The following is a 15,298-nucleotide window of genomic DNA, read 5'->3' on the forward strand; positions in this document are numbered from 1 at the left end:
TGGTGCGAGAGGTGCTATTTAGGTGCTATTTTATATCCTTAAAGTTCGGGGATTTTCATGAAAATTGCAGAATAGCTACAAAAACTTTTTAAAAATTCAGAAATATCTTTGATCCTAATTAAAAAAATTGAGCCAGCATTAAAAAGGAATATGTCCAAATTACCGGTACCAAAGATTTCATTTTATGGCTTCACAAGAAAGACAAATAATCCGACCCTATTTCGTAAATTAGGACTCACCAAAAGCTTGATTAAATGACGAGAAGGTAGGAAAAAGCCATTGATCATGGCAACTTAATAAAGGTTGAGCTTACCCATGGAATTTAAACTTTCGTATTTGCTTTCTTGCTGACGAGTAGGTTGGTGTGATAATTCACATCCGTTATTTTCATATTGAACTGTTGAATGTTCAACATTGAGAATTAGTTCTTTTTTTGCCGCTGAATAGCTTTTAAGTTTATCTCTAACAACCTTTAACTGCGGACCACTCTGCCCTTTTAGCAGCTGTTTAAAGAATCAAATTGCTGCTTTTTTATTCTTACGTTTCTGAACCAAAATATCTATCTCGTCACCATCTTGATCTATCGCTCGCCACAGATAATGTAAAACACCATTAATCTTAATCAACACTTCATCCAGATACCCTATATCACTAAGCTGTCCTCGATTCTTTTTGATTTGTTTACAATAGCTTGAACCACACTTTTTACACCATTGGCGAATTGTCTCATAACTAACAACAATACCTAGCATGAGAGTAATTCCTCGATATCTCGAAAACTAAGCGTAAAACGATGATAAAGCCAAACTGCGTGGCTGATGATTTGGGCAGGGTAGCGATAACCTGCATAGATATTTTAATTTTTCATTCACAGATTATCGCATAATCAGCGAATTAGTTGTTAAGTGACAGTACCCCAAGTTAAGTAGTGAAAGCAGCAAAGTTAAGCAATGAAGGAAAACTCCCACCAGAGCAGTGGGTGTCAATATGGTAAACAACTCAAACTTAATATCGCTTAGCTAGGAAAAGCAAAGTTTGCCCCCTCTCTAACACCGCTTGTTGGCCAACGCTGCGTAATAGTTTTGAGTTTAGTGTAGAACTTCACACCATCTGGGCCATAGGCATGTAGATCGCCAAATAATGACCGCTTCCAACCACCAAAGCTGTGATAAGCAACGGGAACAGGTAATGGAACATTTATTCCGACCATCCCAACTTGAATATTATCCGAGAAATAACGAGCCGCTTCACCATCACGCGTGAAAATACAGGTACCGTTACCATATTCATGGTCATTAATCAGCTGCATCGCTTGCTGCATCTTCTCTACGCGCATCACCTGTAATACTGGACCAAATATCTCTGCTTTATAGCTGTCCATCTCAGCTTTAACGTTATCAATTAAGGTGGCACCAACAAAGTAACCTTTTTCATACCCTTTTACCTGTAAGCCACGCCCATCAACCACTATACTAGCACCTTGATCCTGTGCGCTATCAATATAACCCAGCACTTTTTCTTGATGTTGCTTGGTTATTAGAGGACCAAAATCATTAGCGGTATTATCAAATGCACCGACTTTTAGATCTTTCATGGCAAGCGTCATTTTTTCAATTAACGCATCAGCTGCTTGATCACCGACCGCCACGACCACAGACAGCGCCATGCAGCGTTCACCCGATGAACCAAACGCAGCACCAAGCAATTGATTTGCCGCGTTATCCATATCGGCATCGGGCATGATGATGGCATGATTTTTTGCACCACCTAACGCTTGGCAACGTTTGCCATTGGCAGTCGCTTTAGCATAAATATGCTCAGCAATCGGTGTTGAGCCGACAAAGCTGACGGCTTTAATACGTGTATCTTGTAAAATAAGATCAACGGCTTCTTTGTCACCATTAACCACATTCAACACCCCTTTCGGTAAGCCTGCTTGGTATAACAGCTCAGCTAAAAACAGCGTCGTACTTGGGTTTCTTTCAGAAGGTTTCAGGATAAAGCAATTACCACAAACAATGGCTAACGGAAACATCCACATCGGCACCATAGCAGGGAAATTAAAAGGTGTTATCCCTGCGACAACGCCTAAAGGCTGCAACTCACTCCATGAATCAACATTTGGACCTGCATTTTTACTGTATTCACCCTTTAGTAATTCAGGGGCACCACAGGCGTATTCAACATTTTCGATTCCACGCTGCAATTCACCTGCCGCATCATGTAATATTTTCCCGTGCTCTTTGCCTAAGAGATAACAAATTTTATCCCTGTTTTCTTCGAGCAGTTCCTTAAATCGAAACATCACACGTGCTCGCTTCAAGGGCGTTGTATTACGCCATTCAGGAAAGGCTTTTTGCGCTGATGCAATGGCTAATTCCACTGTCTCTTTAGAAGCTAATGCAACTTGTGCTGCCACGTCACCTAATGCGGGATCATAAATATCCTGAGTCCGTTCATTGTATTCGACTATTTCACCATCAATAAAATGGCCTACAACTTTTTTCATAACAATCTCCATGTGGCATTCACCACTTTATTTAGTTCATTGGCTTAAGCTATTTCGTTAAAGGTTTCACCCAATGCATTAATCAAGGAATCAATTTCAGATTTTTCAGTGGTAAAGGGTAAACCTAGCTGAATCGTTGCTCCCCCATAACGAATGAAGAAACCTTTCTGCCACATTTTCAAGCCTATTAAATAAGGGCGTAATGTCGGCTCTCCGGGCGCAGACTCAATAGTAAAACCCGCTGAGAATCCATAATTTCGAATATCAGTGACGTGCTTACAGCCCTTTAAGCTATGTACTGCTTGTTGAAAGTAGGTACTCAGCGATTTAACCCTTTCAGGTATTTTTTCTTTTTGTAGAATATCCAAGGTTGCTAACCCTGCAGCACAAGCAACGGGATGAGCAGAATAGGTATAACCATGAGGAAACTCAATGTTATGCTCTGCTCCACTGTGCGCCATGTAGGTATCATAAATTTCTTGCTTAGCAATCACAGCACCCATCGGAATGACACCATTTGTCACCTGCTTAGCGATATTAATTATGTCGGGAACAACGCCAAAGGCCTCCGCTCCCGTTTTCGCCCCCATCCGACCAAAACTACAAATTACCTCATCAAAAATAAGTAGAATATCGTGCTCGCTACATATTTCACGTAAGCGCTGAAGATATCCCACTGGTGGGGGTATCACTCCTGCAGATCCTGATAATGGCTCAACAATCACCGCGGCAATATTGCTCGCATCATGCAGTGCAATAATATCAAGCAGTTCATTGGCTAATTCTTTTCCCTTTTCCGGTAGCCCTTGGCTAAAGGTATTTTCTGCTAATAGCGTGTGACGTAAATGATCGGCTTCAACCGCTGGTCCAAATAAAGCGCGATTACCACCAATACCGCCTACCGATATGCCACCAAAATTACTACCGTGATAACCTAAACCTCGGCCTATCAGCTTGGTTTTGCTGGATTGACCTTTTTTACGCCAATAACCGCGCGCCATTTTTAACGCGGTTTCCGCCGCCTCAGAACCAGAGCCTGTATAAAAAACACGATTTAAACCCACAGGCATAAACTCAATAATTTTTTCCGCTAATTGAAATGATTTTTCATGGCCAAATTGAAAGCCAGGAGAGTAGTCTAATGTTTTAATCTGCTGGTAAACCGCTTCAGCTATTTCTGGTCGACCATGGCCTAATCCCGTACACCAAAGGCCTGATAATCCATCAAATATCTTTCTTCCAGCTGCATCGGTAAAGTATCTTCCCTGCGCTGTGGCGATTATTCTTGGATCTTTCTTAAACTGACGGTTAGCGGTATAGGGCATCCAATGAGCATCGAGTTGCACTTCTGTTAAACCGCTATTAAGTTGTTGATTATTCATATATCACCTCGAAAATGAATGAAGTACCACATTAAACGTCTTCTCTATGTGGATTACGCTCATCTTGCATCCAATTCATATACGGCTGACCTTTTGAACGCACATCCATGGTGATACAGTCATCGACTGGACAAGTGATTTCACACAAGTTACAGCCCACACAGTTATCATCAATAATATCAAAGCGATTAGTACCGTCGTCTTGAGAGGTGACTTCAATTGCTTGATGCGAGGTATCTTCACAGGCTTGGTAACAACGGCCGCAGCCAATACACTTCTCATCATCAATACTCGCCACGACTTTGTAGTTCATGTTTAGCTTTTTCCAATCAGTGGTATTAGGAACAGCTAACCCTTTAAAATCATTAATGCTTTCATAGCCCTTACTGTCCATCCAGTTAGAAAGCCCCGATTTCATCTCCTTAACAATATTAAATCCATTAATCATCGCCGCAGTACACACTTGTACAGATCCGGCGCCCAAAGAAATAAACTCAGCCGCGTCTCGCCAGTTACTAATTCCACCGATACCTGACATTGGTAAGCCATGTGTTTCTGGATCACGGGCAATTTCTGCCACCATATTCAAGGCAATCGGTTTCACGGCAGAGCCACAATAACCACCATGTGTACTTTTACCGTCAACGATTGGGCGAGCAGCCATCATGTCAAGGTCAATACTAGTGATCGAGTTAATGGTATTAATCAATGACACCGCATCCGCCCCCCCTTTTTTTGCGGCTCGAGCAGGAAAACGGATATCAGTAATATTTGGGGTTAATTTAACAATGACAGGCATTTTGCTGTGCTCTTTACACCAACGCGTGACCATCTCAACGTATTCTGGTATTTGGCCAACAGCCGCTCCCATTCCACGCTCCGGCATCCCATGTGGACAGCCAAAATTAAGCTCCACACCATCTGCGCCAGTAGCTTCAACCTGCTTTAATATTTTTTTCCAAATATGCTCTTCACAGGGCATCATTAATGACACCACTAATGCACGATCTGGCCAGCTTTTTTTCACTGCCTCAATTTCACGCAAATTGATTTCTAAACTACGGTCGGTGATCAACTCAATATTATTAAAACCAGAGACATTACCGTTTTGGTCGTAGTGTGCAGAATAGCGAGAAGAGACATTAACAGCAGCAGGATCTTCACCTAAAGTTTTCCAAACCACCCCACCCCAGCCGGCTTCAAATGCACGTTCTACGTTATAAGCCTTATCCGTTGGTGGCGCTGAGGCCAACCAAAATGGGTTAGGCGCTTTAATACCTACGAAGTCAATTGATAAGTCAGCCATGTTATTTATCCTCTGATGAAGTAAGTTCTTGATGAATTGCTAATGCCGCTAATTTCCCCTGTTGAACCGCTTCTACGGTCAGGTCTTGCCCGACACCGGTACAGTCTCCACCAGCAAAAACACCTTCAATGCTGGTCAGTTGATTATGAAAAGTTGCAATTTTTCCATTGCTGATGGTGGGGATTAATTTCTCTGGCTCTGGGTAAGCCATTTTTTGACCTACCGCTTTAAAGACGGCACTACAGTTCACATCAAATTGCTCATCTGTACTTTTCAGCTTGCCCTGCTCAAGGTAAGTTTTACTGAAGGTCATTGACGTTAGCTGTCCATCCTCATCGTGGTTTATTTTCTCTGGTTGACTCCATGTCTTAATTCTTACTTGATGGTTTTTAGCAATTTGTTGCTCGTGAGCTGTTGCGCTCATTTGTGCTTCACCACGGCGATAGACTAAGGTAACCTCTTCCGTGCCTAAACGTTTTAATTGACAAGCGATATCGATAGCCGTATTACCGGCACCAATTACCACGGCACTATCCTTTGGAATAAATAATTGATCAAGATCCGAGGCTTGTCTTAGCTCTTTAATGTATTCAACTGAATTAAGCACCATCTCGTTATCTTCATTTTCAATATATAATGAAGCAGTATTCTGCAGACCAATACTTAAAAACACCGCATCAAAGTCTTCTTTAAGCTGAGTTAAGCGAATATCCTTACCTAAAGCTGTCTCATAATGCACGGTAATACCGCCAATACTTAAAATAAAGTCGACCTCTTCCTGTGCAAAGTTTTCAGTTAATTTGTATTTGGCAATACCATATTCATTCAAACCGCCCGCTTTTTCTTGTGCTTCAAATACTTCGACGTCATGACCGAGGTGCGCTAAACGGTGAGCACAACTCAAGCCAGCAGGCCCAGCACCGACTACCGCAATTTTCTTGCCTGTTGATACTGCACGATCGAAAGGATGACCTGAAAATTTAGCATTATCCGTTGCATGGCGTTGCAACAGACCAATTTTAACGGGCATTTTTTCTTCTTCATGGTTTCTAACGCAGGCTTGTTCACACAGTATTTCAGTGGGACAAACACGGGCACAACTGCCCCCCATGATATTTTCTTGGTAGATGGTTTTAGCAGCTCCGGTTAAATCATCGTTATGAATACTCGCGATAAAGCTAGGAATATTAATTTTAGACGGACAAGCCTTAATACAAGGGGCATCGTAACAATAATAACAACGAGAACTCTCAATACCGGCCTGTTGCGCACTTAAGGCGGGATTGATATCTTTAAACATTTGATTTAACGCTAATTGCTGTTGTGAATAGCTTACTGAATCATCCGTATTCATCACCATAATATCTCCTATTTGTATTTAACTATCTGCTTTTTCATTTTAAATAATAATTAGACGATGCAATCTACACGCCAAGTTCCTGACCAATCAGTCAGGAATGTTGAGTAACAAACAAGATGATATGTAAGGCATTGTTTTAATTGATATAAAAACCGAATAATTTAGTGGAGATAAGTTTAAGTGAAAATAATAATAGTGTTATCACTACGCTCTACAATGAAAATATGAAATAATACTGCACCACTAAAAGGCTTTGGCAATATAACAGTGCGGAGAAGCATCAATGAATGAGACTAAAAAGATCACGATAAAACGTCGTAAATCAGTAGATATACGTAAAAGTAATTTACAGCTGATTGTTAACGTGGCTGAAGAACGCTTTTCTAAATATGGCTATAACGCCACCACCATCTCCTCTATTGCTGAGCAAGCCAAATTGCCAAAATCAAATATACTCTATTACTTCAAAACCAAAGAGGTCTTATATAAAGAAGTATTAATGAATATATTGAAGATTTGGTTAGTTGATATGGAAGAGATGACCGCTGACCAACACCCAAGCGAGGCTCTAAGACGCTACATTCTACTTAAGATAAAGCAATCCAAAGAGCATGCTAATGCATCACGTATCTTTGCTTCTGAACTGCTTCATGGTGCACCATTTTTACAAGAGAAACTAGAAACAGAACTTAAAGATCAGTTCGCTAAAACTTGTCAAGTTTTCCGTGAATGGATAGCAAAGCAGTGGATGAAACCAATCAGCCCAGAGCATCTTTTATTTCTGATTTGGTCATCGACACAGGCCTACGCTGACTATGGTATACAAAGTAGTATTTTGATGGGAAAAACAGAATTAGACGAAGACGACTTTGAAACCGGAGCAGAATTAGTCACACAAATTGTATTACGAGGGTGTGGCATAAAATCGCTGTAAAAAACTGTAAGTTAAGTAGTTTTAAACTACCTAACTTACCTTCATTGCAACTTAATCAATGGCCTCAGCCATGGTCAACATCGCATTAAGTAAAACAGAACAACCTGCTTCGCACTCTTCTTGCGTGGTGCTTTCAATTTCATTATGGCTAATACCATTTAAACAGGGTGTGAAAATCATGCTTGTGGGTGCAAAATCCGACACATAACAGGCATCATGCCCCGCGCCAGCAATAATATCCATATGGCTATAGCCTAGATCCACAGAGGCTTGACGCACTGCGTTAACACATTGTTCATTGAAATGAATAGGCTCATAATACCAAAAGGGATCTAAGGCTATATTCGCTCCGTTTTGCTCAATTTCCGCAATCGCAGCTTGCAACGCGCTATCCATTTTCGTTAACTCTTCATCTATAGGGTGGCGAAGATCGATACTCATCGATATCTCACCCGGTATGGTATTACGTGAGTTAGGCATCACTTGCATAAAACCGACGGTCCCACAACCCGGTGGGTGTGCTTTAGCAATCTCTTCTACTTTTAATACTAATTGTGAGCTCGCAATTAATGCATCTCGACGCAGGTGCATCGGCGTTGTTCCGGCATGGGACTCTCGCCCAGTGATAGTTGCATTGTACCAGCGCTGACCTTGCCCACCAGTGACGACTCCGATCTGTTTTTCCTCTGCTTCTAAGTATGGACCTTGTTCTATATGTGTTTCAAAGAAGGCATGAAACTCTCGGCCTGTTACTGGCGTGCCTCCTGCAAAACCAATACGTGATAATTCGTCCCCCAAACGTAATCCATCAACATCTTTTGTATCCAAAATCTCTTCTAAAGTAAAGCGGCCAGACACCACTCCAGACCCCATCATTGCCGGTGCAAAGCGAGATCCCTCTTCATTTGTCCATACTGAAATTTCAATGGGATGTTTGGTTTTAATACCTTGGTCATTCATAGACTGAACCACTTCTAAGCCCGCTAATACACCAAAAACTCCATCAAACTTGCCACCAGTAGGTTGTGTATCCAGGTGACTACCCGTACCGACTGGCGCTAAGCTCATATCTTCACCAGGGCGTGTACACATTATATTTCCAACCGCATCCACCTTCACGGTACAACCTGCTTCTTCGGCCCATTTAATATATAACTCACGTCCCTGCTTATCTAAGTCAGTCAAAGCTAAGCGACAACATCCCCCCTTAACTGTACCTCCTATTTTGGCCATTTCCATTAAACTCCCCCACAGGCGATCACTATTAATTTTTAATGCTTTCATGATGACTCCAATAAATGTTGAACAATGACTAATGCATATAAATACACCCACACAAACATATCAATGCAAGAAGCTGACCAACAGGACAGCTACTTGCATTTTATTTACACTCCCTTTTCATAAGCCTACTGCGCATCTTTTAAGCAAAATATGCTAATAGCAAATAAAAGCAGCATAAATATTTTGCACCATATTAGTCAGTAAGTGCCCCATTATTGATCTAAATTCATTTCCCAAGCTATATTCAAGAGCAATAAAATAAAAGCAATAAATAAACACATCTAAGCAACATCACCCTTCAAACCCACAAAACCCGTCCAAATGGTCAACTAGTTTTTTTATTGGCTTATTAATTGCAACTCCCTTACTACCGCAGACCTTGTCGTAAAAAATATCGTCAAGGTGGCTACCTAAATTCTAATTGTCAGTCAGTACATTGCACGCAATGGCACTATCATGGAGGAGTTGATCAAAATGAGTTTATTAATAAAGGGCGGTAAAATCGTCAACGCGGAACAAAGTATATTCGCAGATGTTTATTGTGAAGATGGCGTTATTAAAGCCATAGGTACTGAGCTTGAGGTACCTGAAAACACCGAGATTATTGATGCAAGTGGCAAACTGGTTATGCCAGGAGGCATCGATCCACATACTCACATGCAGTTACCCTTTATGGGCACCGTTGCAAGCGAAGACTTCTATTCAGGCACCTCGGCAGGTTTAGCTGGCGGTACCACTATGATCATCGATTTTGTTATCCCCAATCCACAACAACCATTAATGGAAGCTTTCCAAACATGGAAGGGTTGGGCAGCTCGCTCTGCCTCAGATTACTCTTTCCATGTCGCCGTCACTTGGTGGGATGAGTCGGTTTCTAAGGATATGCAAACCTTAGTATCGGAAGAAGGAGTTAATAGCTTTAAACATTTTATGGCCTATAAAAATGCCATCATGGCCGAAGATGAAACACTTGTTAATAGCTTTAGTCGCTGCCTAGAGTTAGGCGCCATGCCAACAGTGCATGCTGAAAATGGTGAATTAGTGCATCATCTACAACAAAAATTACTTGCGGCTGGTATTAATGGTCCCGAAGCTCATCCTCAATCAAGACCAACCGAAGTAGAAGGTGAAGCCGCTAATCGCGCCATTCGCATTGCACAATCAATCGGGGTGCCACTTTACTTGGTACATGTTTCCTGTAAAGAGGCGATTGATGAAATTGCACGTGCTAGGCAAGAAGGGCAACGTGTTTATGGCGAGTGTTTAGCTGGACACTTAGAGTTAGATGAGAGTGTGTATAAAAACCCAGATTGGGCAACGGCGGCGGCACATGTAATGAGCCCTCCATTCAGACCCAAAGGCCACCAAGAGGCACTTTGGAAAGCGCTGCAAGGTGGCACGATTCAAACCACAGCGACTGACCACTGTTGTTTCTGTGAAGACCAAAAAGCGATGGGTAAAGATAACTTTACCCAAATACCAAACGGCACTGCAGGGGTAGAAGATAGATTAATGGTGTTGTGGGATTCAGGCGTCAATAAAGGCCGCTTAACAGAGAATGAATTTGTAGCAGTAACCTCCACTAATAGCGCCAAAATATTTAATATTTTTCCACAGAAAGGTTGTATCTCTGTTGGTTCAGACGCAGATATCGTGATTTGGGACCCCGCTAAAGAGCATACACTTTCAGCGAAAACACATCATCAAAAAATCGACTTCAATATTTTTGAAGGGCGTACTGTTTTAGGTTCACCTAGTATCACGGTCAGCCAGGGTAAGGTGGTCTTTAAAGAGGGGAAGTTGAATGTACAAGAAGGCGCTGGCCGCTATATCAAACGCCCTGCTTTTCCAACCATATTCGATGCGGTTAAAAAATATAACCAAGCACATGCACCCTATACGGTTGAACGTTAATCCATAAAATAAAGCAGATAAGAGAGGCAATATGATAGCAGTCCAAGAGCCCATAACATTATTAAAACCAGATCCCGTTGTTGCCTCAAAGCGATCGATGATCTCCATTGACGATCTGTCGTTAATTTTTCCGAGTCAAGATGGTGATGTCCATGCACTAGCCAATATTAACCTGACCATTAAAAGTGGTGATTTTGTCTCTTTTATCGGCCCTTCTGGTTGCGGAAAAACCACCTTATTACGTGTTATTGCAGACTTAGAAAAAGCCACATCAGGCAGTTTAAAGGTAAACGGTACAGATGCTGAAGATGCTCGTTTAAATCGATTATATGGCTATGTATTTCAAGCTCCCGCCCTTATGCCATGGCGCAACATTCATCAAAATTGCGCCTTACCGATGGAGATATCAGGTCAATCACCTGCGCAACAGAATAAACAGATAGATAAATACCTAAAAATGGTTGGGTTACAGAATTTCCATAAAAAATATCCATGGCAGCTCTCAGGGGGGATGCAGCAACGCGCATCCATTGCTCGCGCTCTATGTTTAAACCCTGAGCTATTACTGATGGATGAACCCTTTGGTGCATTAGATGAGATCACTCGTGATCACATGAATATGGAATTACTACGTATATGGAGTGAAACCCAAAAAACCGTGGTATTTGTTACTCACTCAATTGACGAAGCGGTATTACTGTCAACGCATATTGTGGTGATGTCACCGCGACCTGGCCGGATTATCAAGGTGATTGAAAGCCCATTACCTCGACTAAAAACATTAGCCTTACGAGATCAACCAGCATTTCATGCGTTAGCCAGTGAAATCCGTGCAGCCTTAGCAAATGAACATGCTATCGATTAATCATAAGAGACTAAAGGACTAGATATTTATGAAACAAAAGCTATTTACCTTCGTCAGCATATTGAGCATCGTCATTGCCATTTGGTACTTAGCGTCACTGTTAATGAATGGCAATCAACTGATCAACAATCTTGAACGTAAAAATCAAGCATGGAGCTATCAACAAATAATTATCCAAGCATATGATGTTAAGCGACCAGTACTGCCAGCTCCACATAAAGTCGGGCAGGAGTTGATCAAATCGATTATTGATAAACCAGTGACCTCTAAACGTTCACTAATTTATCATGCGCAAATAACCCTTAACTCAACACTGTTAGGATTTTTTTTGGGGGCATTATTAGGCATTTTAATTGCCGTGGGTATTGTGCATAACAAAACCCTAGAATCGAGTTTAATGCCTTGGGTAATTGCTTCTCAGACCATTCCTATATTAGCAATCGCACCGATGATTGTTGTGGTTTTAGGCTCAATCAATATCACCGGCGTGTTCCCGAAAGCCATCATTTCCATGTACCTTTCCTTCTTTCCGGTCACCATCGCAATGGTTAAAGGTTTGCGTTCCGCAGATAAATTACACGAAGAATTGATGCATACCTATAGCGCCAGCGCTAAAGATATCTTTTGGAAATTACGTTGGTATTCGGCGCAGCCATATTTATTTGCCAGTTTAAAAGTAGCGATTGCCGCGGCACTCGTCGGTGCGATTGTCGCTGAACTCCCAACCGGCGCACAGGGGGGATTAGGAGCCCGCTTATTAAGTGGTTCTTATTATGGACAAACGGAGCAGATCTGGGCGGCTTTAATCGTCGCAGCCACGCTAGGGTCAATATTAGTGTGGTTAGTTGGACTTGCTGAAAAAGCGCTATTACGCCGCCGTGGAGGGCTTGTTAATGCCAAATAAATTAAAAAATATCCTTTATATTGCCTTTATCGTTTCCCAGATTTCACTGGTAATGGTTAGTGAACAGGGTTTTTATGATGCGATGCCTTTATCTGTTTTATTACTGTTCGCATCTGCTTACAGCATGGCAATGTTATTAGGTCAACTCACGTCACTTGATAATACCCATAAACTCATTAAGCCTCTGATCCCAACCCTGTTTGCATTTATGTTGATCTTAACTTGGGAAAGCATTGTTAAGGGATATGCTATTTCCCCTATTTTAATGCCGGCACCCAGCAATATATTTCATGCTCTAATCAGTAATATACCTATGCTTTGGGCTGACTTTAAACAAACCTATTTAAAAGCAGTACTAGCCGGTTACATCATCGGATGTTTATCTGGGTTTCTCGTTGCAAAGTGGGCCGTTAGCAACAAGTTATTACAAGATGCATTAATGCCTTTAGGCAACTTTATGTCTGCAATCCCTATTGTTGGTATTGCTCCTATTATGGTGATGTGGTTTGGCTTTGATTGGCAATCAAAAGCGGCTGTTATTGTTATCATGACTTTTTTTCCAATGTTTATTAATACCTTAACTGGCCTGCAATCTACCGACGCATTACACCAAGATTTAATGCACACCTATGCATCTAAAAAATCACAGATATTCTTCAAAAATCAATTACCTCATGCTCTACCATTCATTTTTAATGCCTTGAAACTCAATTCAGCACTGGCATTAATTGGCGCTATTGTAGCGGAATTTTTTGGTACGCCGATTGTTGGCATGGGATTTAGAATTTCGACCGAGGTTGGTCGAATGAATATGGATCTAGTATGGGCCACGATTGTAGTGGCAGCCATTGCAGGTTCATTAAGCTATGGGGCACTGGCTTTGCTAGAGAAGTCCTTGTTGTTTTGGCACCCTTCGTACCGAGACAGTAAAAACAGCTAATACCAATTAGATCAAATAAATAGTCTGATATTAAGCCGTTAAATAGGCCTTTATAACGGCAATCTTAGCGAACTATTAAAGTTCAATTGGTTTCACGTCACTTTAAAATAGAAAAGGGAATACACTATGAAAAGAACGCTAATTACATTTGCCACTGGTGTCGCTCTATTAGCATCAAGCATCAGCGCTAATGCAGCAGACAAGCTAACTCTACAGCTAAAATGGGTAACACAGGCACAGTTTGCAGGCTACTACGTGGCCTTAGAAAATGGTTATTATAAGGATGAAGGTATTGATCTTTCTATTAAACCTGGCGGCCCTGATATTGCTCCAGCGCAGGTCTTAGCGGGAGGTGGTGCAGACATCATTGTTGACTGGTTACCCTCTGCATTGGCGACAAGGGAAAAGGGACTGCCGATGGTCAACATTGCGCAAATTTATAGTAAATCGGGCATGATGCTGACCTGCTTAAAATCCAGTGGTATTAAAACTTCAGCTGACTTTAAGGGTAAAACCTTAGGCGTGTGGTTCTTTGGTAATGAATACCCATTCTTAAGTTGGATGTCACAACTAGGCTACCCAACTACAGGGGGTAAAGAGGGGGTGACGGTGCTTAAACAAGGCTTTAACGTTGACCCGATTTTCCAAGGACAAGCCGATTGTGTTTCTACTATGACATATAATGAATACGGTCAAGTGATTGATGGTGGCTTAACACCTGAAGAGCTGGTCTTATTTAAGTATGAAGATGAAGGCGTGGCGACCCTAGAAGATGGTCTGTACGTGCTAGAGAATGACTTAGAAGACGCACAAAAAGTAGAGACTTACGCTAAGTTTCTCAAGGCATCACTTAAAGGCTGGAAATGGGCCGCTGAAAACCCTAAAAAAGCCGCAATGATCGTTTTAGAATACGATGATACTGGTGCTCAAACTGAAAGCCATCAAATACGTATGATGACGGAAGTAGCTAAACTATTAGGCTCTGGCGATAATCTAGGCTACCTAACCCCTGCCGCATTTGACCGAACAGTTGATGTACTATTAAATAGTGACTCATCTCCTGTTATCACTAAGAAACCCGTTGGTGCTTATTCTCACGTTGTATTTGAAAAATATAAAAAACTGTAATTCTGTTTCGCTAACTTAAGCACCGAATGCATAACATTCGGTGCTTTTTCAGTGCTCGACCTTGAGCAGCTTTGCTGCCATAAACTTTTATTTACATCGTAAAGCAAAACGAAAATCCTCGTCAAAATACATTGAATGCATTGATAATAAATAAGTAAATATAAAAGTTGTTTTAACTTTATTGGAGCTGACTTTGCGGAAATGATCTATATCAGCAAGCTAGCTTCACCCAATAATTTACCTCACATACCATCAGTTAATGAATTAAGTGAAATACCATTGAGCATCTCTTCTTCAATGCGTTCCCATATGTATAAGATCTTTCTTCCACCAAATGGTCGGATGTAATGAACCCCTTCAAACAAAACCGAATCTTTCAACTATTCACGAATAGTTCTTTGATCATATTTAATTCGTTCTGATAACTCAGAAGTTGTCATGTATGTAACATCCACAATATACGCTCCTATTAGTAAAAATAACCTCCTAAAGAGAACTTTGCTCTTCTGAAAGTCAAAATATAGCATCTAATTATTACACTGCAGACATTTTGCCTCGCTACAGAACATTTTTAACTAGGGAGAACATTTTGAAGTGTCACTTATCAAAAATCATGGGGATTAAGCGCTTAAAAATTGCTGATATTGCAAGGGACACAGGAATTAATAGAGGGACGATCACACGTTTATATAATGAAACAGCAACGAGAGTTGAACTTGAAGCTATCGATTTATTATGTGCTTATTTAGAAGTACCGGTCGGAGAATTATTT

At 41.3% G+C, this 15,298-nt stretch carries 12 protein-coding genes and 2 pseudogenes; 7 read left to right on the forward strand and 7 right to left on the reverse strand.

Translation table 11 applies throughout. From position 1 onward, the window contains the following. Positions 1-293: 293 nt before the first annotated feature. The 5 genes and pseudogenes from QNK26_RS10815 to QNK26_RS10835 all read right to left on the reverse strand — a co-directional run bounded on the left by QNK26_RS10815 (position 294) and on the right by QNK26_RS10835 (position 6,557). A pseudogene (locus QNK26_RS10815) lies at positions 294-752 on the reverse strand (IS6 family transposase). A 263-nt stretch (positions 753-1,015) separates the two neighbouring features. Further along, positions 1,016-2,509 carry a CoA-acylating methylmalonate-semialdehyde dehydrogenase gene (locus QNK26_RS10820; protein WP_319222860.1) on the reverse strand — a complete coding sequence of 498 codons (1,494 nt, stop codon included), beginning with the start codon at positions 2,507-2,509 and terminating at the stop codon, positions 1,016-1,018. A gap of 44 nt (positions 2,510-2,553) precedes the next feature. Then, positions 2,554-3,891 (reverse strand): aspartate aminotransferase family protein, encoded by a 1,338-nt coding sequence (locus tag QNK26_RS10825; RefSeq protein WP_319222861.1) that lies wholly within the window; start codon positions 3,889-3,891, stop codon positions 2,554-2,556. A gap of 31 nt (positions 3,892-3,922) precedes the next feature. Next, positions 3,923-5,197: an NAD-dependent dihydropyrimidine dehydrogenase subunit PreA gene (gene preA / locus QNK26_RS10830; protein WP_319222863.1), complete on the reverse strand. Its 1,275-nt coding sequence runs from the start codon at positions 5,195-5,197 to the stop codon at positions 3,923-3,925. 1 nt (position 5,198) lies between these two features. Next, entirely contained in the window at positions 5,199-6,557 is a 1,359-nt protein-coding gene (locus QNK26_RS10835) for an NAD(P)-dependent oxidoreductase (protein WP_319222865.1), read from the reverse strand. 283 nt (positions 6,558-6,840) lie between these two features. On the opposite strand from QNK26_RS10835, the gene QNK26_RS10840 reads away from it, so the two are divergent. Next, the gene (locus tag QNK26_RS10840) at positions 6,841-7,491 is read left to right on the forward strand and encodes a TetR family transcriptional regulator C-terminal domain-containing protein (protein WP_319222866.1); all 651 of its coding nucleotides are present in this window, start codon (positions 6,841-6,843) and stop codon (positions 7,489-7,491) included. Between the two features lie 51 nt (positions 7,492-7,542). Here the strand turns inward: QNK26_RS10840 and QNK26_RS10845 are convergent, their stop codons facing one another. Next, positions 7,543-8,775 (reverse strand): Zn-dependent hydrolase, encoded by a 1,233-nt coding sequence (locus QNK26_RS10845; protein ID WP_319222867.1) that lies wholly within the window; start codon positions 8,773-8,775, stop codon positions 7,543-7,545. A 474-nt stretch (positions 8,776-9,249) separates the two neighbouring features. On the opposite strand from QNK26_RS10845, the gene hydA reads away from it, so the two are divergent. The 5 genes from hydA to QNK26_RS10870 all read left to right on the forward strand — a co-directional run bounded on the left by hydA (position 9,250) and on the right by QNK26_RS10870 (position 14,526). Continuing rightward, the gene (hydA, locus tag QNK26_RS10850; RefSeq protein ID WP_319222868.1) at positions 9,250-10,689 is read left to right on the forward strand and encodes a dihydropyrimidinase; all 1,440 of its coding nucleotides are present in this window, start codon (positions 9,250-9,252) and stop codon (positions 10,687-10,689) included. A gap of 31 nt (positions 10,690-10,720) precedes the next feature. Continuing rightward, a complete protein-coding gene (locus QNK26_RS10855; RefSeq protein WP_319222869.1) occupies positions 10,721-11,554 on the forward strand; it encodes an ABC transporter ATP-binding protein in 834 nt (277 codons plus the stop codon). A 28-nt stretch (positions 11,555-11,582) separates the two neighbouring features. Continuing rightward, a complete protein-coding gene (locus QNK26_RS10860) occupies positions 11,583-12,458 on the forward strand; it encodes an ABC transporter permease (RefSeq protein ID WP_319222871.1) in 876 nt (291 codons plus the stop codon). Next, positions 12,448-13,398, forward strand: coding sequence for an ABC transporter permease (locus tag QNK26_RS10865; protein ID WP_319222872.1), 951 nt, complete (start codon positions 12,448-12,450; stop codon positions 13,396-13,398). Before QNK26_RS10860 ends, QNK26_RS10865 begins: the two co-directional genes overlap by 11 nt. A gap of 126 nt (positions 13,399-13,524) precedes the next feature. Next, on the forward strand, positions 13,525-14,526 hold the full coding sequence (locus tag QNK26_RS10870; protein WP_319222873.1) for an ABC transporter substrate-binding protein: 1,002 nt from the start codon (positions 13,525-13,527) through the stop codon (positions 14,524-14,526). 242 nt (positions 14,527-14,768) lie between these two features. On the opposite strand, the pseudogene QNK26_RS10875 reads toward QNK26_RS10870, so the two are convergent. After that, positions 14,769-14,981, reverse strand: a pseudogene (locus tag QNK26_RS10875) (hypothetical protein). A gap of 134 nt (positions 14,982-15,115) precedes the next feature. Between QNK26_RS10875 and QNK26_RS10880 the strand changes: the two are divergent. Next, positions 15,116-15,298 (forward strand): helix-turn-helix domain-containing protein (locus tag QNK26_RS10880; RefSeq protein ID WP_413816361.1); only part of this gene is annotated, 183 nt, incomplete at its 3' end.

Origin of the sequence: Moritella sp. (assembly GCF_033791185.1) — a bacterium.
GTDB lineage: Bacteria > Pseudomonadota > Gammaproteobacteria > Enterobacterales > Moritellaceae > Moritella.

Bases quoted from the DNA above. Each gene is read 5' to 3' on its own strand.
- QNK26_RS10820 (WP_319222860.1), bottom strand. From the start codon at position 2,509: ATGAAAAAAGTTGTAGGCCATTTTATTGATGGTGAAATAGTCGAATAC.
- QNK26_RS10825 (WP_319222861.1), bottom strand. From the start codon at position 3,891: ATGAATAATCAACAACTTAATAGCGGTTTAACAGAAGTGCAACTCGAT.
- preA (WP_319222863.1), bottom strand. From the start codon at position 5,197: ATGGCTGACTTATCAATTGACTTCGTAGGTATTAAAGCGCCTAACCCA.
- QNK26_RS10835 (WP_319222865.1), bottom strand. From the start codon at position 6,557: ATGGTGATGAATACGGATGATTCAGTAAGCTATTCACAACAGCAATTA.
- QNK26_RS10840 (WP_319222866.1), top strand. From the start codon at position 6,841: ATGAATGAGACTAAAAAGATCACGATAAAACGTCGTAAATCAGTAGAT.
- QNK26_RS10845 (WP_319222867.1), bottom strand. From the start codon at position 8,775: ATGAAAGCATTAAAAATTAATAGTGATCGCCTGTGGGGGAGTTTAATG.
- hydA (WP_319222868.1), top strand. From the start codon at position 9,250: ATGAGTTTATTAATAAAGGGCGGTAAAATCGTCAACGCGGAACAAAGT.
- QNK26_RS10855 (WP_319222869.1), top strand. From the start codon at position 10,721: ATGATAGCAGTCCAAGAGCCCATAACATTATTAAAACCAGATCCCGTT.
- QNK26_RS10860 (WP_319222871.1), top strand. From the start codon at position 11,583: ATGAAACAAAAGCTATTTACCTTCGTCAGCATATTGAGCATCGTCATT.
- QNK26_RS10865 (WP_319222872.1), top strand. From the start codon at position 12,448: ATGCCAAATAAATTAAAAAATATCCTTTATATTGCCTTTATCGTTTCC.
- QNK26_RS10870 (WP_319222873.1), top strand. From the start codon at position 13,525: ATGAAAAGAACGCTAATTACATTTGCCACTGGTGTCGCTCTATTAGCA.